This window comes from Leucobacter sp. USHLN153 (assembly GCF_037145615.1).
In the GTDB taxonomy this organism is placed as follows: domain Bacteria; phylum Actinomycetota; class Actinomycetes; order Actinomycetales; family Microbacteriaceae; genus Leucobacter.
In genome coordinates this window covers 282,929-303,599 of the sequence record NZ_JBBCXE010000003.1, presented here as the reverse complement: position 1 = coordinate 303,599, position 20,671 = coordinate 282,929, and the positions used below count along the sequence as shown (strand labels likewise).

General features: G+C 67.5%; 19 protein-coding genes. 13 read left to right on the top strand and 6 right to left on the bottom strand.

The window, feature by feature from the left end; genetic code table 11:
* Positions 1–4: 4 nt before the first annotated feature.
* From WFH00_RS07150 to WFH00_RS07110, 9 genes are all read left to right on the top strand, one after another.
* On the top strand, positions 5–889 hold the full coding sequence (locus WFH00_RS07150) for a branched-chain amino acid ABC transporter permease (RefSeq protein ID WP_336660031.1): 885 nt from the start codon (positions 5–7) through the stop codon (positions 887–889).
* Positions 886–2,040 (top strand): branched-chain amino acid ABC transporter permease, encoded by a 1,155-nt coding sequence (locus tag WFH00_RS07145; RefSeq protein ID WP_336660030.1) that lies wholly within the window; start codon positions 886–888, stop codon positions 2,038–2,040. Before WFH00_RS07150 ends, WFH00_RS07145 begins: the two co-directional genes overlap by 4 nt.
* A gap of 17 nt (positions 2,041–2,057) precedes the next feature.
* Positions 2,058–3,392, top strand: a complete 1,335-nt coding sequence (locus WFH00_RS07140; RefSeq protein ID WP_336660028.1) for an ABC transporter substrate-binding protein — start codon at positions 2,058–2,060, stop codon at positions 3,390–3,392.
* Entirely contained in the window at positions 3,389–4,276 is an 888-nt protein-coding gene (locus WFH00_RS07135; protein WP_336660026.1) for a polysaccharide deacetylase family protein, read from the top strand. Before WFH00_RS07140 ends, WFH00_RS07135 begins: the two co-directional genes overlap by 4 nt.
* Complete coding sequence (locus WFH00_RS07130; RefSeq protein ID WP_336660025.1) at positions 4,273–5,184, top strand: alpha/beta fold hydrolase; 912 nt, start codon at positions 4,273–4,275, stop codon at positions 5,182–5,184. The genes WFH00_RS07135 and WFH00_RS07130 overlap by 4 nt, the downstream gene beginning before the upstream one ends.
* A complete protein-coding gene (locus WFH00_RS07125; protein ID WP_336660024.1) occupies positions 5,171–6,025 on the top strand; it encodes an alpha/beta fold hydrolase in 855 nt (284 codons plus the stop codon). Before WFH00_RS07130 ends, WFH00_RS07125 begins: the two co-directional genes overlap by 14 nt.
* Complete coding sequence (locus WFH00_RS07120) at positions 6,022–6,822, top strand: SDR family NAD(P)-dependent oxidoreductase (RefSeq protein WP_336660023.1); 801 nt, start codon at positions 6,022–6,024, stop codon at positions 6,820–6,822. Before WFH00_RS07125 ends, WFH00_RS07120 begins: the two co-directional genes overlap by 4 nt.
* Positions 6,819–8,522, top strand: a complete 1,704-nt coding sequence (locus WFH00_RS07115; protein ID WP_336660022.1) for a thiamine pyrophosphate-dependent enzyme — start codon at positions 6,819–6,821, stop codon at positions 8,520–8,522. The genes WFH00_RS07120 and WFH00_RS07115 overlap by 4 nt, the downstream gene beginning before the upstream one ends.
* A 148-nt stretch (positions 8,523–8,670) precedes the next feature.
* Positions 8,671–9,192, top strand: coding sequence for a hypothetical protein (locus tag WFH00_RS07110; RefSeq protein WP_336660021.1), 522 nt, complete (start codon positions 8,671–8,673; stop codon positions 9,190–9,192).
* A gap of 102 nt (positions 9,193–9,294) precedes the next feature.
* On the opposite strand, the gene WFH00_RS07105 is transcribed toward WFH00_RS07110, so the two are convergent.
* The 3 genes from WFH00_RS07105 to WFH00_RS07095 are packed head-to-tail and all read right to left on the bottom strand — an operon-like array spanning position 9,295 to position 12,874.
* Positions 9,295–10,122 carry a fumarylacetoacetate hydrolase family protein gene (locus WFH00_RS07105; RefSeq protein ID WP_336660020.1) on the bottom strand — a complete coding sequence of 276 codons (828 nt, stop codon included), beginning with the start codon at positions 10,120–10,122 and terminating at the stop codon, positions 9,295–9,297.
* On the bottom strand, positions 10,119–11,066 hold the full coding sequence (locus tag WFH00_RS07100) for a VOC family protein (protein WP_336660019.1): 948 nt from the start codon (positions 11,064–11,066) through the stop codon (positions 10,119–10,121). Before WFH00_RS07100 ends, WFH00_RS07105 begins: the two co-directional genes overlap by 4 nt.
* Positions 11,045–12,874 carry an FAD-dependent oxidoreductase gene (locus WFH00_RS07095; RefSeq protein ID WP_336660018.1) on the bottom strand — a complete coding sequence of 610 codons (1,830 nt, stop codon included), beginning with the start codon at positions 12,872–12,874 and terminating at the stop codon, positions 11,045–11,047. Before WFH00_RS07095 ends, WFH00_RS07100 begins: the two co-directional genes overlap by 22 nt.
* A 92-nt stretch (positions 12,875–12,966) precedes the next feature.
* On the opposite strand from WFH00_RS07095, the gene WFH00_RS07090 reads away from it, so the two are divergent.
* On the top strand, positions 12,967–13,764 hold the full coding sequence (locus WFH00_RS07090) for an IclR family transcriptional regulator (protein WP_336660017.1): 798 nt from the start codon (positions 12,967–12,969) through the stop codon (positions 13,762–13,764).
* 56 nt (positions 13,765–13,820) lie between these two features.
* Here the strand turns inward: WFH00_RS07090 and WFH00_RS07085 are convergent, their stop codons facing one another.
* Positions 13,821–15,203: an FAD-binding oxidoreductase gene (locus tag WFH00_RS07085; protein ID WP_336660016.1), complete on the bottom strand. Its 1,383-nt coding sequence runs from the start codon at positions 15,201–15,203 to the stop codon at positions 13,821–13,823.
* Between the two features lie 121 nt (positions 15,204–15,324).
* Between WFH00_RS07085 and WFH00_RS07080 the strand changes: the two genes are divergently transcribed.
* The 3 genes from WFH00_RS07080 to WFH00_RS07070 all read left to right on the top strand — a co-directional run bounded on the left by WFH00_RS07080 (position 15,325) and on the right by WFH00_RS07070 (position 17,910).
* Positions 15,325–16,095 carry an SDR family NAD(P)-dependent oxidoreductase gene (locus tag WFH00_RS07080; RefSeq protein WP_336660015.1) on the top strand — a complete coding sequence of 257 codons (771 nt, stop codon included), beginning with the start codon at positions 15,325–15,327 and terminating at the stop codon, positions 16,093–16,095.
* 139 nt (positions 16,096–16,234) lie between these two features.
* The gene (locus WFH00_RS07075) at positions 16,235–17,182 is read left to right on the top strand and encodes a polysaccharide deacetylase family protein (RefSeq protein WP_336660014.1); all 948 of its coding nucleotides are present in this window, start codon (positions 16,235–16,237) and stop codon (positions 17,180–17,182) included.
* A gap of 38 nt (positions 17,183–17,220) precedes the next feature.
* The gene (locus WFH00_RS07070) at positions 17,221–17,910 is read left to right on the top strand and encodes a class II aldolase/adducin family protein (RefSeq protein ID WP_336660013.1); all 690 of its coding nucleotides are present in this window, start codon (positions 17,221–17,223) and stop codon (positions 17,908–17,910) included.
* 206 nt (positions 17,911–18,116) lie between these two features.
* On the opposite strand, the gene WFH00_RS07065 is transcribed toward WFH00_RS07070, so the two are convergent.
* Together WFH00_RS07065 and WFH00_RS07060 are read right to left on the bottom strand one after the other, a co-directional pair.
* Positions 18,117–19,124, bottom strand: coding sequence for an ABC transporter permease (locus tag WFH00_RS07065; protein WP_336660012.1), 1,008 nt, complete (start codon positions 19,122–19,124; stop codon positions 18,117–18,119).
* On the bottom strand, positions 19,121–20,644 hold the full coding sequence (locus WFH00_RS07060; RefSeq protein WP_336660232.1) for a sugar ABC transporter ATP-binding protein: 1,524 nt from the start codon (positions 20,642–20,644) through the stop codon (positions 19,121–19,123). The genes WFH00_RS07065 and WFH00_RS07060 overlap by 4 nt, the downstream gene beginning before the upstream one ends.
* Positions 20,645–20,671: the final 27 nt, after the last annotated feature.

Genomic DNA, 20,671 nt, shown 5'->3' with positions numbered 1-20,671 from the left:
ACTCATGGAATTGTTCTTGCAACGCATTATTGACGGACTCGGCAATGGTGCGATCTACGCGGCTCTCGCGCTCGCGCTCGTGCTGGTCTTCCGCAGCACGGGAGTCGTCAACTTCGCCCAGGGCGAGATGGCGATGCTCTCGACCTACCTCGTGTGGTTGCTCACGCTGCTCGGACTGAATGTGTGGATCGCGCTCGTCATTGCGATCGCCGCATCATTCGTGTTCGGCGCCGTGCTCGAGCGGACGCTGATCAGAATCATCCCGAAGGACGATCACCAAGTGATGATCCTCGTGATGATCGGCCTGTACACGCTGTTCGGCGCCCTCGCCCTGTTCATCTTCGGAACGGAGGGGAAGCCCGTCGACTCCCTGTTCCCGGCAGGCGGCATCACGCTCGGCGGCGTGGTGATCCCCTTCACCACACTCGGTTCGATCCTCGTGCTGCTGGTCTCGAGCGGCCTTCTGTGGGCAGTGTTCCGCTTCACCCGCACCGGGCTCGCGCTGCGGGCCGTCGCTCAGAACGAGGAGTCGGCGGCGCTCGCCGGCCTCCGCACCGGGCGCCTGCTCTCGATCGGCTGGGGCCTCGCCGCCTGCATGGGCGCGATCGCGGGCTCGCTGATGATCAGCCTGGGCCTCTTCCTCGAGCCGACGATGATGCTGCCGGTGCTCGTCTACGCGATGTCGGCCGCCATCCTCGGCGGCATGGACTCCCCGGTCGGCGCCGTCGTCGCGGGTCTCGCCCTCGGCGTGGTCGAAAGCCTCGCTATCGGCTACATCTCATTCATCGGTTCCGAGCTCGCGCTGCTCGTGCCCTTCGTCGTCATGGTGGTCGTGATGCTGGTCAAGCCCAATGGACTGTTCGGTTCGAAGAAGGTGGTTCGAGTATGAGTGCACAGAACGCGCGCCGCCGCACCGGCGCCCGCGACCCCAGGTACGTGCTCGCCTTCCGCATCCTGTTCGCGGTGCTGCTGGTCATCGCGATCATCATTCCGTTCACGAATCCTCCGTACTTCGTCGGCAACGTGACCCGCATCTTCATCGCGACGCTCCCGGTGCTCGGCATGAGTCTCCTCACCGGCTTCGGCGGGCTGACCTCGATCGGTCACAACGCCCTGTTCGGTGTGGGCGCGTACACGACGGCGATCCTCGCCTCCGATGCCGGCTGGCCGTGGTGGCTGACGATGCCGTTCAGCATCCTGACGGTGTTCCTCACCGGCGTGGTCGTCGGCACCCCCTCGTCCCGCATCAAGGGGCTCTTCCTCGCGATCGTGACGATGGCGCTCGGGGCGATGTTCCCCGCGATCATCCATCGCCTCGAGTTCATCACCGGCGGCAACATGGGGAAGAAGATCGACCGGCTCCGCGCCCCGGAGTGGAGCGGGATGATGAGCGACCAATGGTCGTACCTCGTCTGCCTGGTCGTGCTGCTCGCGTGCATGCTCGCCCTCTACAACCTGACCCACGGGCGGTTCGGGCGCGCGCTGATGTCGATCCGAGATCAGGAAACCGCGGCGGTCGCGATGGGCGTGCGCGTGGCGCGCACCAAGGTGCTCGCGTTCGGCGTGAGCGCGGTGTTCGCCGGTCTCGGCGGCTCGCTCTTCGTGCTCACGCAGGGCATCATCTCCTCCGAGAACCTCTACGTCACGCTCACCGGCTCGATCCAGTTCCTGGCGGCGATGCTCATCGGCGGCGCGAGCAGCGTGCTGGGGCCGCTCATCGGCACGGTCCTCGCCGAGCGCCTGCCTCCGCTCCTTTCGGGCATCGATCCCGTACTCGCGCACGTGCTCTACGGCGTGCTGCTGATCGTGGTGATCCTCGCCTTCAAGGACGGGATCGCCGGAGCATGCGGCCGCCTCATGCTGCGGCTGCTGAAGCAGCGGGACGCCAAGAAGGCGGGGGCCCTGCCGCCCGAGGCGCGAACCGCCACCCCCTCGCCGCAGGCCGGCCCAGTCGCCCCCTCGGACGCGGCGAGCCCCCAGAACCCTGAACCCGATATCACCCCCGGATCTCCGATCCTCCCCATGAACACCCCCCAGTAATGCGAAGGAGCATTCACATGACACTCAAGAACACCGCGCTCAAGCGCCTGACCCAGGCGGGCGCGATCGCCGCGATCGCCGCACTCACGCTCTCCGCCTGTTCGGGGCGCGGCGGCGGATCCGACGCGGGCAACGTCACGAACGATGCTGCGTCGGACGTGGAGCAGGTGCTCACCGAGGACGATTGCATGGACTACCAGGCGTCGCCCGGCATCACCGACGACGAGATCAAGCTCGGCTCGACGTTCCCGGGCAGCGGCCCCCTCGCGTCGATCGGCGAGGCGAACTCGGGCATGATGGCGTACTTCGACTACCTCAACGAGACCGAAGGCGGCATCGACGGGCGCAAGGTCACCCTCGTGCCGCGCGACGATCAGTACGACGCGACGAAGGCCGTCGCGAACGTCGACGAGCTGCTGCAGAAGGAGGGCGTCTTCGCAATCGCCGGCGTGCAGAGCTCGGTGGGCGCGACGAGCGTCTGGGACGACCTGCTCGATCAGTGCATCCCGCTGCTCATGTCCACGGTTTCGGGATCGCCGCTCGATGAGCGGCTGGCTCACCCGAACACGATCGACGGCCTGATTCCCTACGCCGCCGAGGCTTACGCGCTCGGGCAGTACGCGGCCGACGAGTGGAAGTCGAAGAAGGTCGCCGTGATCGCGCAGAGCGGCATCTTCGGCGAGAGCTTCCTCCGCGGCATCGACACGATCGCCGAGGAGAAGGGCATGGACATCGTGGCCTCGGAGACCTACCAGGTCACCGACCCGACGGTCACCGCGCAGGTCACGAACCTCAAGGCATCGGACGCCGACACCCTGATCGTCGTCGCAGCCGGTACGAAGTGCCCGCAGATCTTCGACGCGGTGGAGGCCGCGGGGTGGGATCCGCACATCGCCACCACCTTCACCTGCAGCAACACGACACTGATGGGCCTCGCCTCGCCGAGCGCCGTCGACGGCGTCGTCAGCGACACCTGGCTGCAGCTTCGCGAGGAGGGCGATGCCGAGTCCGACGCCTACTTCGCGGCCGTGAAGAAGTTCGACCCGAATCTGAACGCGGGCAGCGAGAACGTCGCGACCGGTTGGGCGCAGGGCGAGGTCATCGCCGAGATCCTCAAGCAGGCTCCGGCACTCACCCGCCTCGACGTCATCAACTCCGCCCTGAACCTGAAGGACGTGGAGATCCCGATGGCCGCCGACGGCGTGCTGCTCAACACCTCCGCGGACGACACCACGGCCATGGAGACGGTGCAGATGACCACGTTCGACAGCGACAGCATGAGCTGGTCGTTCAACGATGACGAGAACTCGCTCGTGGATCTGAACGGCGTATTGGAGAAGACGGACAAGTGAACGAGAAGCAGCAAACGGAACGCACCTGGCGCGACATCATGGCGGAGTCGCGTCGCCAGGTCGAGTGGCCGAACGGCGCGGTAGTCGCCTCAACGATCGGCATCGCCCTGGAATCATTCATCAATCAATCGCAGTACCGTCTGTCGGGCAAACCGGGAGAGCGCAACGAGTTCTCCTTGTCGTACGGCGAGTACGGCGTGAAGGTCGGTGTGTGGCGCATCCTGGAGCTGCTCGACGCATACGGTCTGCCCGGGAACTTCTCCATCTCCGGCCTCTTGGCGGAGCAGCACCCCGATGTCGTCGACGCGATCGTGCGCGCCGGCCACGACGTGGTGGGCCACGGGTGGGCCAACGATCTCTTCCTCCTCGGCGCGACTGAAGAGGACGAGCGCAAGATGATCAGGGACACCCTCGACGCGATCGAACGCGCGTCGGGGGTGCGCCCCGCCGGCTGGGCGAGCCCGGCCAACTCGAGTAACGCGCGCACCAACTCGATCCTCCTCGAGGAGGGCGTGTGGTGGACGGGTGATGACGCGAGCGACGACCTGCCGTACGTCGAGAACGCGGGCACTTCCGAAGAGATCGTGATCCTGCCCAAGGTGAACCTCGCGGCGAACGACCTCATCCACTGGATCCTGCCGACGAACAGCACGAAGGTGTTCGAAGAGGGCTTCATGGACACGTTCGACACGATCTACCGCGAGGGACGACACGGGCGCCCGCAGTGGAGCGACATCGTGCTGCACTGCCACATGGCCGGTCGGCCCGTCTTCATTCCGACCATGGAGCGCATCTTCAAGTTCCTCTCGGAACAGGAGAACGTCTGGCACACGACGAAGACCGACCTCGCGCAGTGGGTTCGAGAGCAAGGAGTGACACAGTGACCACGCCGCAGTATCAGACCCTCCCGGACGGTCGCTTCATCGACGTCAACGGAGTGCAGACCTGGGTGACCGAGAAGGGCGCTGGCACCCCCGTGCTCTTCATCTACGGAGGCAGCTTCGGCGGCGGGGAGGCCGCGAGCGGGGCCTTCGCCTGGGTCCCGCCCTTCGAGGCGTTCGGTGAGGATCACCGGGTTATCGCCTTCGACAAGCCCGGCCAGGGATGGTCGTCGAAGCCGCCGCGACCCGAGGATTACACGATGGAGTTCGTCGTGAACCACGTCATCGGTCTCATCGAGGCGCTGGATCTCGGTGAGCCCGTGCACCTCGTCGGTCACTCGCGCGGCGGGTACATCGCCTGCCGCACGACGCTGCTGCGCCCGGACCTGGTGCGCTCGGTGACGCTCGTCAACAGCGGCACCCTGAGCCCCGGAATCGGTACGAACGAAGTCGTGCTGGCGAACTGCCCGTTCCCGGCGTCGCCGAAGAGCATCCACTGGAACTACGGCAACTACTTCCACGACTTCGACGGTGTGAGCGAGGAGTTCATCGCTGAGAGCTGGGCGGTGCTGCAGAGCGAGAACTACCAGGCGGCGCTTGCCGAAATTCGCGAACACGGCCTGATGGCGGGGCAATTCCTGCCGCAGCTTGCACGCGACAAGCGCGAGACGCTGCAGTGGCTCGCTGACGGACGACTGCAGCGTCCGACGCAGATCGTGTGGGGACGCGACGACCGCACGGCGCTCCTCTACCGGGGTCTTGAGCTATTCGACCTCCTGCGCAGCACCAATCCGGAGACGCGCTTTTCAGTGGTCGACAAGTGCGGGCACTTCCCGTACCTCGAGCACGCGGAGTGGTTCATCGAAACCGTCGGACGATTCATCCAGGAGGTTGATCATGAGTGGGCGTGATCTGAGCGCAACGACCGGCGGCGGCGAGGTCGTCGTCCTGTTGCACGGAGGCAGCGCCGGGCAGAGCCCGTGGTCGGATACCGGCAACACGTGGGCCGACACGGCCGCGCGCCTTGAAGGCGCGGGATACACGGTGGTCGCGCCTGATCGACCGGGGCATGGCGCTTCGCCAGCGACCGCGATCGACGACCTCAGCTTCGAGCACGAGTGCTCAGTAGTCGCCGAAGCGATCGCGGCGGCGGGTGGGCGTGCGCACGTCGTCGGACACGCCGAGGCTGGGATCACGGCGCTGCTGCTCGCGCAGCGCGACCGTCAGAAGAAGCTCGGCATCGAGGTGCTCTCGGCCACTGTCGTCGGCGGGTACGGCGCAGAGCCGACCGCCGATGGTCCGGAGCGCGTGATCCTCAGCGATCCGCCCGTCGAAGCATGGTCGGCGGCGTCGCAGCGCTGGGCCGTGCGCCGTCTCACCCACGCCGGAGACACCGCGGGCGAACGCTACGACGACGCGCGTGCGGGTGAGAGCTCGCGCGCCGCCGCCGCACTGCTCGAGGAGCGAGGAAACTCAGCTCGAGTCGCGGGCTTCCTGCTCCGCGCGAAGAGCAGCATCTTCGCGTGGGCGCGGGACCGCGGCTACGATGTGCCGATCTCGCTCACGTGGGGCATGGAGGATCCGCTGAGCGAGACGCCGCGCGCGGTCGAGTTCATGAAGGTGCTGGCCTCGACCACGGCCCACCTCGAACTCAATCTCGTTGATTGCGCCGGGCACTTCGTGCACCGGGAACGGGCCGACGAGTTCGAGCGCCTGCTGCTCGGCTTCCTCGCGCGGAGCAGCGCCCAGTGAGCGATAACGTCGACCACGTCGATCACGTCCTCGTGACCGGTGCCGCTGATGGCATCGGTCACGCGGCCGCGGCGCGGTACGCGCGGGCGGGGCACCGCGTCACGCTCATCGACATCGCCGCCGACCGACTGTCTGCTCGTGTCGACGCGCTCACGGCCGAGGGGTGCACGGTGCGCGGTGAGGTCGCTGACCTGGCGGATCCGATCGCCGTGCAGGCCGCCGTCGAGCGCGCGATCGCGGCGTTCGGCGCCCCGGTGATCGGCGTCAGCAACGCCGGCGTCGCGCCGTACGTCGAACTGATCGGCTGCGATGTCGCGGAGTGGCAGCGCGTCATCGACATCAACATGACGGGCTCGTTCGTCTTCATGCAGGCCGTGATTCGCGCAATGATCGATGCGGGTGTGCGCGGTGCGCTCTGCGTCACCTCATCGGGGGCGGCGTTCCAGGGGCGCGTAGGCGGCGGACCCTACAGCGCTTCCAAGGCGGGGGCGTTGATGATGGCGAATGTGCTCGCGGTCGAGGCCGGCCCGCACGGCATCCGTGTCAACTCCGTGGCGCCGGGGTTCATCGACCACGGCTACCGCGAGGGGCTCGGCGACTTTGCGCCCGCTGACTACGTGGATCGCGCCGCGCGGCTGACCCCGCTCGACCACCGCGGATCCGCCGACGACATCGTCGACGCGATCGAGTTCTTGTGCTCGGAGCGTGCGGCGCACATCACGGGGGCATCGCTGCGCATCGACGGCGCAGCGAGCGTCGGGCAGTACGGATCCGCCTGGAACAAGGAGGGCGCATGAGCGCGTCGATCGAAGCCGCTAAGACCACCTCGACTGCTACGACATCTGCAGGTGGTGCGCTCGCCGCAGCGCTTGCACACGCCGGACTGAACCGCGCGTTCATCGTGCCGGGGGAGAGCTACCTGCCGCTTCTCGAGGGCATGCGGGAGCACGCGATCGAGCCGGTCGTGTGCCGCAACGAGGGCGGCGCGGCCTACATGGCGCTCGGCGACGCCATGGTCACCGGCCGGCCCGGTGTGGTGATGGTGACGCGCGCGCCGGGCGCTTCGAACGCGATGGTCGGCGTCAGTGCGGCTTACCAGGAGGGCGCACCGCTGATCCTGTTCGTCGGTCTCGTGACGCTCGACGAGCGCGACCGGGATTCATTTCAGGAGTTCGATCTACGAGCTTGGTACGGCACGACGGCGAAGCGGGTGTTCGTGCTCGATAGTGCCGATCGCGCGCACACGGTCGTGGAGGAGGCGATCCGCATCGCGACGACCGGGCGCCCCGGGCCTGTCGTGATTGGACTGCCCGAAGACGTGCTCAGCCATGAGGTGCCGAGCCGGCCCGCCATGGCTGCGCCCGCGCTCGTGAACCGGGCGCACCCCGACGACGTGGCAGCCGCTGCCGCTGTGCTCGAGGGGGCGGAGCGGCCGGTGATTCTCGTCGGCGGCCACCCCTGGTCGGGCGCCGCCAGCTCGCAGCTTGCGAGCTTTGCTGAGCGGCACTCGATCCCCGTGCTGGGCGGTTGGCACGTCGGCGACAGGCTCGCGGTCGACAGCGCGGTCAACGCCGGATGGGTCGGCTACGGCGCTCACCCCGAGGCGTGGGCGCTGCTTGCCGCGGCTGATGCGCTGCTCGTCATCGGCACCACGCTCGGTGATGTGATCACGCGCGGGTGGACGCAGCCGGCGCCCGAGCGCACCGCCGTCATCAACCCCGATCCCGAGCTGCGCGGTCATATCTCTCCGCCGCTCGTGCACGTCGTCGCGGAGGTCGAGGCGGCGGTTGCCGCGCTGGCCGAGCTCTCCATTGCGGTTGGGGCGGGCTGGGAGGCGCGCGCTGGTGAAGCGCACGCGGCCTATCTCCGGTCGATCGAGGTGCCGGTGCCGGTGCCGGTGCCCGGGTCTGGGTCTGGGCCTGGGCTCACCGAACGTGGTGCGCGCGATCGCGTGCGCGCTGCCGAGGTGGTTGCGCGGCTCAACGAGCGTCTCTCTGGTGACTCCGTGACGCTCGCGTACGGTGCTGGGCGTCACTGCGCCTGGCCGCAGCGCTATCTCCGCAAGGCCGAGTACCCCTCCGAGCTCGGGCTGCAGAACGGTTCGATGGGCTTCAGCGTGCCGGCCGCGATCGCCGCGTCGCTGCGCCAGCCGGAGCGCATCGTGGTGTGCGTCGCGGGCGACGGGGAGCTGCTCATGAACGGGCAGGAGCTCGCGACCGCGATCCAGCACGGGGCGCGAATGCTGCTGCTCGTGATCGACGACTCTTGCTACGGGACGATCCGCGATCATCAGCAGCGCATGTTCCCCGGGGCGCGTTTCGCCGTCGACCTGCAGAACCCCGATTTCGCAGCGATGGTGACCTCCTTCGGCGGCACAGGCTTTCGAGTCGAGCGCTCGGGCGATGCGGACGGCGCCGTCGACGGCGCGATCGCCGCGGTGCGAGCCGGGGGCGTCGCGGCGCTCCACGTCCTCATCGAGGAAACGGACGTCGCCTAGCTCGAGCGCCCCGCCCGCAACGCGCCCCGCCCGCAACGCGCACCGCGCGTCGACGGTGTCACCGGGCACACGCTGAGCCCGCGACGCTTCCACGTCTCGCATCGGCGCGGGATTCCGTGCACTACGGCAGCGTCGACCTGGGCTTCACTTGGAACTCTCTCGGTTGCGGAACTCGTCGCGGCGGGCGACTACCTGGTCCGCGTGCATCGCGCTGGCTACGGCAGACCGCACCCGCGCAGAGGCCCATACACATCGCGCGCGCCTCGAGCTGCGTCGTTGGCGGGGCGGATCGCGCCTCGCCGAAGCGCTGCAACTCATCCGCGAGGATTCCTGGTCGCCCGCCGAGTCGCACACGCGGGTCGTCATCGTTCGGGGCGGGCTCCCCGAACCCGAGCTGAACGTCGACCTGACCGCCGCGAACGGCGAGTTCCTCGCGTGCGTGGATCTCGCGTACCTCGACTTCAAGATTGCGATCGAGTACCAGAGCGCACTTCATGCGCGTCAATACGCGAAGGATGTCGAGCGCATCGAACGTCTCCGCGCGCACGGCTGGTGGGTGATCCAGGTGACGTCAGCGCTGCTGCGCGAGCCCGAGCGACTCGTGACCAGGGTCAGCGAGGCCCTCTTCGAGCGCGTCTGGCGCGGAGAACCAATCTGGCCTGGTCAGTAGTTGTGGGTAGGTCGCCGAATAACCACAACTACTGACCGGCCCAGGAAAGGAGCGGCGCGGTTCGCGGGCGGCGCGGCCCAGCAAAGGAACGCGCGCGCGGCCCTACGCGCGGGGCGCCTCCGCGACGACCCTGCTGTCGATGCGACCGACGCCGTCGACCTCGACCGTCACGGTATCGCCGTCGTGCAAGAACAGCTGCGGATCGCGCCGGAACCCGACACCGCCCGGCGTGCCCGTCAGAATCACGTCGCCGGGCGACAGCGTCGTGAACTCAGACACCGTCGCGATCAGATTTTCGATGCTGAAGATCAGGCGATCGAGCGTTGAATCCTGCACCGTCTCTCCGTTGACGATCGTGCGGATGCCGGCCGCCGCGAGGTCGACCTCGTCGGGAGTGACGATCACGGGCCCGAGCGGGGTGGAGTCGTCCCACGCCTTGCCCTGCATCCACTGGTGCGTCTTGTACTGGTAGTCGCGCATCGTGATGTCGTTGGCAACGGTGTAGCCCAGCACGTGCGACAGCGCATCGGCTTCGGCGATCCGCCGCCCCCCGCGACCGATGATGACCGCGAGCTCCGCTTCGTAGTCGACCTGCTCCGACTCGGGCGGGGCGAGGATGTCGTCGTGCGCGCCGATGAGGCTCGTCTCGAACTTGGGGAAGAGCACGGGGTACGTGGGGAGGTCACGCTTCGTCTCTGCGATGTGGGCGTGGTAGTTCAGTCCGACGCAGAAGACGCGGTGCGGGTGCGGGCTCGCGGGCAGGAGCTGCGCATCAGCATAGGCGAACGCACCGGCCTCATCGCGAGCCGCTGCCGCGAGAGCCTTAGCGCCCTCCGAGACCGACGAGACGCCGGTGAGCGGCACCACGCCCTCGCCCTCGAGCACGCCCACGCGCTCGGCGCCGCCCTGCTGGTAGCTGACGTACTTCATGCGGTTGCTCCTACCGATCGCTGCTCGCTCGTCTTACGCCACACGGGCGTCTGCCCGCCCCACAGGTTCACGCTCTGCGGCACCGGCTCCCAGCGCCTCGGCACATAGGTAACGGCCTCGTCGTAGAACTTCTCCATCTCCGCAGAGAGCTCGATGTGGTTGCCCGCCGGATCATCGAAGAACACGAACAGGTTGTTCCCCGGACCGTGGCGGCCCGGCCCCCACTGCACGTCGACGTCGAGCTCGGTGAGGCGGTCGCACCACGCCTTGAAGTCGGCCCACTCGGCGAGGTCGTACGAGTAGTGGTCGATGTCGCCGCCCTTGCCGACGTTGACGATGGCGACGGTGTGGTGATCCTTGTCGCTGCGCAGCCAGCAGAAGCGGCCGTCGGCGAGCTGGTCCGAGATGCGGAACCCGATCGTGTTCACGAAGAACTCGATCATCGGCTGCACATCGGAGGTGCCGAGCGTCGTGTGCTGGAACTTGATGGGCCGACGCCCGGTGTCGGTGGCGTTCTCACCCTGTCGCTGCACGGCGCTGTGGAAGTGCGCGGGGGTGCCGTCGGGGTCGATCACCACGATGCCGGTCGCTTCGCCGCGAGGGGCATCAATATATGAGGGATCGAGGTCGGCCACCTCGTAGCCTGCCGCGACCAGCCGCGCACGAATGCCGGCGATGCCGTCGGCGTCGCGCACCTCGAAACCGTAGTGCGCGAGACCCTGTTCTCCCGGGATCAGGTCGATGACGTGGTGGCCGGTGCCCCAGCCGAGGCGCACGCCACCGTCGGCGAGCTCTCCCTGGCGCACGAGCCCGAGTACGCGTCCGTAGAAGTCCTCGGCGGCGGCGACGTCGGGCACGGAGAAGCCGATGTGCGAGACGGCGGTGTGGCGGAGCGTGCCGGCCTGCGGCCCCTCCTCGATGGTTATGCGATTGGGGCGGTCCATAGCGATTCCTTTCGTGAGGGGGTGTTCTCTTCGGCCCCGGCGCCGCTGGCTTCGGTGTCGATCGAGGGCGAACTGAGCCAGTCGCTCAGCAGAGTTGCGACGCGCGGTTCTTCGCCAGGCGCCCAGCTGATCGCGGCGAAGCGATCGGGGCGCACGAGGAGGAAGCGGCCTCGATGCGGCGAGAACTCGTCGTAGAGCTTTCCGTCGACGTCGATGGCGGTGCGCGCGGATCCCGAATAGTCGTCGATGAGGTCGTCGAGCGGCACGGCGACGAAGGTGTCGACGAACCCTGTCAGCGCTCGGGCGGCAGCTGCCACATCGGCCGGGCGCACTCCGACCGCGATCGCGGCCCAGCCGTTCCCGAGCAGCTCGTCGAGCGGCACGACCTCGTGGCGGTCGAAGTCGAACGCCTGCGGTTGCGCAATCTGGGCGCCGACGGCCGCAGCGACGGCGTCTGAGTCCTGAGAAACCGCGGCCGCACCGGCGGGGGCAGGATCAGCACCGCCCTCAGCGCCGCTTCGACCCAGGCCAGCCGCGCCCGCAACCCGTGGCTCAACGAGCCCCGCGTCGAGGCGATTCTGCGGCCGGTACCGCATCTCCTCGAAGAACGCGCAGCCGTCGGGCGTCTCGAGCGCCTCGCGCACGACCCGATCGCGGAATTCGGCGAGGCGACGGTTCGTCGTCATGACGACGCGACCCAGCTTGACGGAGCTGCGGATCACCGCTTCAGCGTGGGGTCGGCGCTCAATCTCGTAAGAGTCGAGCAGGGTGTCGTGCTCCCCGGATCCGCCGCCAAAGCCGGCACGACCAGCCCCGATGCGACCAGCCTCCGCACCAGCCCCCGCGCCGCACGCCCGCGCGATCTTCCAGGCGAGGTTCGCGACGTCGCGCATGCCCGAGTTGAGACCCTGCCCCGCGAACGGCGGCATCATGTGCGCCGCGTCGCCGGCGAGGAACGCGCGCCCAACCCGCCAGCGTTCCGCGCTCAGAGCGTGGAACGTGTACGCGACCGCGCGCTCAACCTCGGAGGGTTCGATGTCCCGGTAGGGCGCAACCAGCTCGCGGATGAGTTCGAACGGCGGCTCGCCCGTGAAGCTCGCGGCCTCCTCTGCCGAGATGCGGAATTCGTAGCGGCAGCGCCCCTCGAGGCCGGGCACGATCACGTGCGGCCGATCCGGATTCCCGTGATGCATGCCGTAGCGCTCGCGCCGCCGATCGCCGGTCGTGTCCGCGACCAGCCACACGTCGTCGAAGCTCTCGCCGATCATGCGGACGCCGAGCTCGCGGCGCACGGTCGAGCGGCCGCCGTCGGCACCGATGAGGTACTTCCCGGTGAGGAGCGTTCGCCCGCTCGCGTCGCTGACGGTCGCGGTGATCGATTCGGGATCCTGCGCAATGCCGGTCACCTCGGCGCCGAAGCGCACGTCGATCTGGGGCGAGCGCTGCATCGCCTCGAGCAGCACGCGCTCGAGGTCGGGTTGAGCGAAGGGGTTCTTGAAGGGGAACCCGAGGCGGTAGGGGGTCGCGGCGCGCGCGGCGAAGAGCCACTCGTCGTCGGCCCCGTAGTAGGCCGTGCCGGTGCCGGGCACGATGATGTGCAGCACCTCGTCGGCGATCCCGATGGCCTGGAAGAGCCGCAGCGACTCGTCGTCGAGGCTGATCGCCTTCGGCGCGTTGCTCGTCGCGTGCTCGCGCTCGACGATGGTGACCCGCAGGCCGCGAGCTGCGAGCGCGAGCGCCGCGGTCATCCCGACTGGCCCAGCGCCGACAACGATGGCGTCGGTGTGCGTCGTCATTGACCTCGTCATCGACATCCCTTCTGTCCTGTATTTAAGGATACTAGGTCTGTTTTTTAGAACTCGCAAGCAACAGGGTCCGAGAAGTCGCATAAGATGGCCCCATGCCAACAGAGGGCAAGAAGAGCGCCTACCGAGAGCGCAACTCGACGGCCGACCGAGCCCTCGACATCCTGGGTTTGTTCACCGAGCAGCGAATGCGCATTACGGGGGCGGATCTCGCCAGCGAACTGGGCGTCGCGCGTTCGACGGCGTACCGCTACATTCAGACGCTGACGGCCTCGGGCTACCTCGAGGAGGATCCGAGCGGCGGCTTCCGGCTCGGGCTGCGCGTCTTCGAGCTCGCCCGCATCGCCCGACGCGCCTACGGGCTCTCCGAGGTCGCGATTCCGCTGCTGCGGGAGGTCGCTGTCGAGACGGGGGAAACCGCCCTGCTCACGCGGCGCTTCGACGACCGCATCGTCTGCCTTGAGAAGATCGACGACGAGGCGCACCACGTGCGGCTGAGCTACGAGCGCGGCAGCGTGCTCCCGTTGAACTCGGGCGCCTCCGCCTGGGTGCTGCTCGCGTGGGAGGATCCGGCCGTCGTCGACGAGCTGCTCGCGCGCTCGACGTTCGCGTCGCCGACCCCGAACTCCCTCACCGACCCGGCGCGCATCCGCGAGCGCTTGAGCGAAATTCGCGAGGCAGGGTACGCCGTCTCTCAGGGTGAGCTCGATCCGCATGTCGTCGGCATTGCCGCGCCGATCCGCGATGATGCCGGCCGCGTCGTCGCGGGCGCGAGCGTGGTGTCGTTCGCGCGTCGACTCGAGAACGGGGCTGAGGGCGTCGACGCGCTCGCTGAGCGGGTGCGCGACGTGGCGAACCAGATCTCCGAGCGGATCGCGCTGAGCGCTCAGTGACCGCGGGCCGGCCGATTCCACAAGCTGACCGACCCGACGCACGCGACCGCCCCGCCTCAGGCCTCGGGCGCGTTGAGGTGGCGTTGGAACAGGTTCTCCGGGTCCCACTCGGACTTGAGCGCAAGGTAACGCTGCCAACGCTCGTCTGAGAGCGTGCGAGCCGGCCGCGTCGGTCGCGCGGTCAGGTCGACGTCTCCCGCGTAGTGCCCGGTGCTGATTTCCTCGAACGGCGCGAGCGTCTCGCGAAGCCAACCGATATTCGCCTCATCAGCTTCGGGATCTTCCCACACCGCATAGATCGACACGAAGTAGCGCCCGAGAATCGAGGCGGCCATGTCGGGCTGTTCCTTGCGGTAGTTACCGAAGGGCAGCTGCCATAGCACGTGCGTCCGGGTGCTGGGCGCGCTCTCCATCGCGGCGACGAGTTCGGCGAGCGGCTGCTCTGCAGGAGGGGTGTCGGTCCAGTGGCAATCGACCGCGTAGCGACGCCCGTGGTGGTAGAGCACTCGCTGGAAGTCGAAGAGTTCGGTGAAGCTGGTCTTCACGGTGGTACGCGAGATCATGCGGTCGGCGAACGGCGCCTCGAGCAGCGGCTTCAACAGCTCCTGCGCTTCCTCGTCCGAGTCCGCGTAGATGAGTGAGTTGAGCAGCACGACGCGTTCGGCGGAGTGTGTTCCGCCCGCCTCGGCACCGACTTCGTGGCCGTCGAGAAAGCCGATCCATCCCATGGGTTCGATGCGCGGATCCAGTAGCGGGGTCGTCTCATCGAGCCAGGTGGCGACCTCGTCGAGCATCGACAGCGGGAGCACGAGCGAGTCGCTCCAGAGCCCACGTGGATGAGTGCCGAGGCGCAAATGGAATCGCGTCACGACGCCGAAGAAGCCCGGCCCTGACCCACGTGCCGCCCAGAAGAGATCGGAGTTCTCTGTTTCACTCGCGTGCACTCGGCGGCCGTCTGCCGTGATCACGTCGATGCCGATGACACTCTCGTTCGCATAGCCCCATGCGCCGGTGTTGAAGCCGAGGCCGCCGCCGAGCAGAAAGCCGCCGAGGCAGACGGACGGGCAGTGGCCGACGCTGAAGGTGAGCCCGAGCGGTTCGAGCTCGGCGATGAAGGCCTCGTTATCCGCGGCCGGCTCGACGATCGCGGTGCGGGCTTCGGCGTCGATCTGTACGGCCGTCATGCGCGAGAGATCGAGCAGCAGCCCTCCGTCGCGGATCGAGTTGCCGACGAAGTTGTGCCCGCCGGATCGCACGGAGACGCGCAGGCCTTTTTCCTTGGCGAGCTCGAGTGCTGCGGCGATCTCGTCGTCATTGTGTGCGAATACGATTGCGGCCGGCCGAGCCTCGGGCACCCGCCCGTTCCAGATCGCCGCGCGGCGACACGTCTCGTAGCGCTCGTCCTCCGGGAGGATGACATCTAACTCGATTGCATTCACCAGGGCGTCCCTTTCTGCAGAACAAGTGTTCTAATCCGCAGAACATAGTGCTAGTGTGATTTCCTGTCAAGGAATCGGCCGAGGTTCACGCTGGTGTGGCCCGACCGGAGGGGGTGCATGGATGGATCTCGGACTGGCAGGCGAACACGTCGTGGTCACGGCCGCAGGCAGCGGCATCGGCCGCGCAATCGCCGAGTTCCTCGCGACCGAGGGCGCGGAGGTGCTCGCCATCAGCGCGCATCAGGCGCCGCCCGCTCGGCGACTCGACACCGTCGCTATTGATCTGCTCGATCCTGACGCCGGCGAGGCTGTCGCCCGAGAGGTGGCGAAACGCACCGACCGAATCGCCGCCCTCATCACCGTGCTCGGCGGCCCTGACGCGAGCGATAAGTCGTTCGCCGAACGTGATGATGCCCGCTGGCAACACGCCTTCGAGTTCAACCTCCAGAGCGGGATCCGCACGATCCGCTCGTGCTTGCCGTTTCTCGAGCGATCAGAGTGCGCCAGCATCGTGCACACCGGTTCAGATCTCGGTCGACAGCCCGACCCCAAGTTCATCGAGTACGCCGCCATGAAGGCCGCGCTACTCAGCCTTTCGAAGAGCTTGTCGCAAGAGCTCGGACCGAGGATTCGCTCGAACGTGTGCGCTCCCGGCCCCACGCGCACCCCCGGCCTGGTTCGGGACTTCACCGAGGTCGTCGGCCCGGCGTGGGGAGTCAGCGGTGAAGAAGCGATGGATCGCTACGTGCGCGAAGAGCGCCGTATGGCGAGCGAGCGCCTCGCGCTCCCCGAGGAGGTAGCTCGCGCGGCTGCATTCCTCGCCTCCCCAGCGTCAGCTCCGATGACCGGGACGGAGCTCGTGATCGACGGAGGCACACGCAAGGCCGTCTGATCCTGCTCACCGAATGGAGCGCCGACAGCACCCCGCCCGAACGAAGCCCCCGAACAGCACCCCCGCCGAACGAAGCCCCCCGAACAGAAGCCCCGAAGCAACTCAACCCTTCAGTCGCCTACCAAGAACAGGAGCCAGCATGAGCACGACCGGCAGTGGAGCCCCGCTCGCACGCGAACCCTACCGGCACTGGCCGCTCGAGGGGCGCCCCCGGCTTGAATACCCGGGTGGCAAGAAGATGGCCGTGTATCTTGCCGTAAACATCGAGCACTTCGACCTCGGCCGACGCTCGACGAGTCGCACGGGGGTCACCGCGCACCTCCCCGTCGACCCGCTGAATCACGGTTGGCGCGACTATGGCGCCCGCGTCGGGTTCTGGCGCATGCTCGAGGCGATCGACCGTTTCCAGCTGCCGGTTTCGACGCTGCTCAACTCGGACGCCGCCCTCGCCTATCCCGAAATCGTCGCAGAGGGCCGAGACCGCGGCTGGGCATTTCTCGGCCACGGCCGCAGCAACAGCGAGATGTGGACCGGCTTCGATGAGGCAGCCGAGCGCGCTGGGCTGCAGCGCATCGTGGAGGTGCTCGAAGCGACCACGGGGTCCCGCCCGAAGGGTTGGCTCGGCCCGGCGCTCACCGAGACGGAGCACACGATCCCGCTGCTCGCCGAGCACGGCTTCACGTATTCTCTCGGCTGGGTCGCCGACGATCAGCCGGTCCCGATCGACGCTGGTGGCGCGCCGTTCGCGAGCGTGCCGTACTCGATCGAGATCAACGACATCCCCGTCTTCGTCGATCAGTCTCTGACGCCGGCGGACTTCACCGACATGATCGTCGACCAATTCGAGGTGCTGCACGAGGAATCGCAGCGTCGCCCCGGCGCGGTGCTCGCGATCTCGCTGCATCCCTTCCTCGTCGGCCAGGCGTTCCGCCACAAGCACCTGCTCGCCGCGCTCGAGGCGGTGAGCGGCCACGACGACGTCTGGTACGCGAACTCCGACGAGATCGCGGACTGGTTCCTCGCCGAGCGTCACACCGCGGCCCAGGCTTCGATCGACGCGTACGAGCAGCGCTGGTCGCAGCGCTGAAGGCACCGACCCCACACCTCTATATATAAGGAGAACTCGTGAGCGAAGCAGCTCGTGAACTCGTGGCAACCGCCTGCCGCGTACTTGAGGCCAACGGCCACGCCGACTACGTCTGGGGGCACGTCAGCCTTCGCGACGAGGAGAATCGCGGCTTCTGGATGAAGCCCGCGGGATTCGGCTTCGACGAGGTGGGCCCCGAAGACGTCATCCTCGTGGACTTCGACGGCACCGTCATCGAGGGTGATCGCAAGCGTCACTCGGAGTGGCCGATTCACGCTGAGCTGATGCTCAAGGACCCGAGTATCAATTCCGTCGTGCACACGCACCCGCCGCATGCGATCGCGTTGGCAGCCCGAGGTGAGGAACTGCTCCCCGTCTCCCACGCCGGCACGCTGTTCACGCCTCCTTCGGTGCCGCGCTTCGACCTCACCGCCAACCTGATTCTCACGCCGGAGCTCGGGCGCGCGCTCGCCGCCACGGTCGGGGAGGCCCGCGTCGCCTTCATGGTGAACCACGGGATCGTCGCCGCGGGGGGCAGCGTGCAGGAAGCCGTAGCTCGCGCGGTGCTCCTCGAAAAGGCGTGCGACCAGCAACTCAAGATCACTTCGCCTGGTGTGACCCCCTCCTTCCCGAGCGCGGAAGAATCCTTGGAGAAGCGCGGCACGGTCTGGCCGCCCTCGCACATCGACGCACTCTGGGAGTATCTTGTGCGCCGACTGCAGCGGTAGCGTCGCTGCAGCACCTGGGTTGCGGCTACGGGGCCGATCTTCGGGGGCGGATCAGCGCGAGCCGCCGTGCAAGTCCGCCCCCACGGCGGCCCTCGCGCCCCCGCGCCATCTCTGGGCCGGTCAGTTGTTGTGGCTATCCCGCGACTTAACCACAACAACTGACCGATCTCGCCTGGCTCCCGAGCTCGAGCCCGCTCCCGCTTCCGCTACAGGCCGGCCTTCCGCTGCTTCGCGAGCTCGCCGAACAGGCGGCCCTTGCGCACTCGACCCCCGGTCACCCGCTCCCCGAGTACGGCGGCGACGAGAATCACGCCGGTGACCACCTGCTGCCAGTAGCTCTGCACGCCGGAGATGCTGAGTCCGTTCTGCAGGAGTCCGATGAAGAGCACGCCGACGGCTGTCCCGCCGACCCCGCCCGATCCGCCAGCGAGCGCTGTGCCTCCGAGCAGCACTGCTGCGGCTGCCTGCAGCGGGAGATCGACTTCCACCTGGGGCGACGCTGCGCCGATCCGCCCCACAGCAATGACGCTCGCGAGCCCCGCGCAACCGCCGACGATGGCGTACGCGGCCATCACGGTGCGCTCGACGCGGATGCCGGAGAGCTTTGCCGCAGCGATTGAGCCGCCGACCGCGTAGAGATCGCGGCCGAAGTAGGTGCGGTTCTGCACGAACAGGGCGAGCAGGAAGATGACGATCATGATCCAGATCGGGGTCGGCATGCCGAATACGCGTTCGACGCCGATCCACGAAATCGCGCGGTCGGTGATCACCTCGGTGGTGTTGTTCGACCACAGGTTCACCGTGCCGGTGAGTGCGGTCATCGTTGCGAGCGTGACGACGAAGAACGACATTCCGAGCTTGCCGATGAGCGCGCCGTTGATGAAGCAGCCGACGGCGATGCCGATGAGTATCGCCAGAATGATGACGACCCACGAGGGGATCGGCGTGTAGTTCACCATCTTCCCGATGAAGATCCCGATGAACGCGACGGTCGCGCCGGCTGAAAGATCGATACCCCCGACGATCGTGACGAACGTCATGCCCATGCTCACGATCCACAGCACGGCAACCGCGGTCAGTAGATTCTGCAGGTTTCGTGGCCCGAGGAAGGTGCTCTGCGTCGCCGCGAAAACGATGAACAGCGCGATCACGAGCGCCAGCGCGGGCCGGAAGCGCCGCGTGGAAGCCCAAGCATGTCCGAGTACGTTGCTCATTCGGAAAGGTGCCCTCCTGTGTAGCGGCTGAGGAGCGCTTCGCTCGCATCGGCCGACGGAACCGAGGCGATGATCGCCCCTCTGAACATGACGAGAATCCGGTCGCACAGCGCGATGAGCTCTTCGTTCTCCGACGAGCTCACCAGCAGCGCCGCGTTGCTTTCGGCGGCCTCTCTCAGGAGGCTGTGGATCTCGGCCTTCGCAGCGACATCCACGCCTCGAGTGGGCTCGTCGAGCAGCAGAACCGTGGACCCTGCGGCCAACCATTTGCCGAGTGCGACTTTCTGCTGGTTGCCACCGCTCAGCGTGCCGACAGCGACCTCGGGAGACTCGGCGCGCACCCGCATCCCGCTCATCACGCGCTGCACGACGTCTTCCGTCTGAGCTCGAGAATGCGAGCGGAGGCGCGGAAGAAACGCCGTGACCGACATGGTGAGGTTGTCGCGGATCGACCGGCCGAGTACGAGCCCCCGCAGTTTGCGGTCTGGCGGCAAATATCCCATGCCTCGAGCAATGGCGCTCCGAGGATTCGACGGCGTGTAGGGCTTGCCCTGGAGCGCGAGCTCCCCGCTCGAGACGCTTCGCGCGCCGAACAGCGCCTCGAGGAGTTCGCGTCGACCTGAGCCGACGAGCCCCGCGACGCCGACGATCTCTCCGGGCGCAACGGTGAGGCTCGCGTCGCGCACGATGCCCTCGACGTTTAACTCCGAGACTTCGAGCACAGGCGCCGCGTTGTGCGAAACGCGGGCACGGCGCTCGGGAACGCCGACCTCCTCCCAGGCGCCCGCCCGTCCGACCATCTCGTCCACGATGCGCTGCACGTCGAACTCCGACATGGGGCCCGAAGCCGCGGTCTCACCGTCGCGGAGCACAGTCAGTTCGTCGACGATCTCGAACATCTCGGCGAGGCGGTGCGATACGAAGACCACCGAAACACCCTGCGCCTTGAGCACAGCGATGGTCTTGAAGAGCACCCGCACCTGATCGTCGGTCAGAGAGCTGGTCGGCTCGTCGAGGATCAGGATGCGAGCGTCCATGCTGATCGCGCGAGCGATCTCGATCATCTGCTGGCGGTCCGGCGAGAGCGTGCCGGCGAGTTGCTCGGGGTCGATGTCGAGATCGAGCCGCGCGAGCACTTCCGCGGCCTTTCGACGCGTGGCGGGCCAGTCGATGCCGCCGGGGCCGCGCTCGGCGCGATGGCCGAGAAGGATGTTCTCAGCGACCGAGAGGTCGGGCGCGAGCGCGGTCTCCTGCGACACCATCGCAATGCCGTGGCCGATCGCGTCGAGCGGCTTCACGAACTGCATCGCCTCGCCGTTCAGGCGTATGGATCCCTCGTCGGGTCGCACCTGACCCGACATGATCCCGAGGATCGTCGACTTGCCTGAGCCGTTCTCGCCGATGAGACCGTGTACGACTCCTGGAGCGCTGATCACGAGGGTGCCGCGCTTCAGCGCGCGTACACCGCCGTAGCGCTTCGCGATGCCGGTGAGCTCGAGGAGCGGAGGTGCGGGAGGCATCTGAGTCACGGGGTTCCACCAATCCGG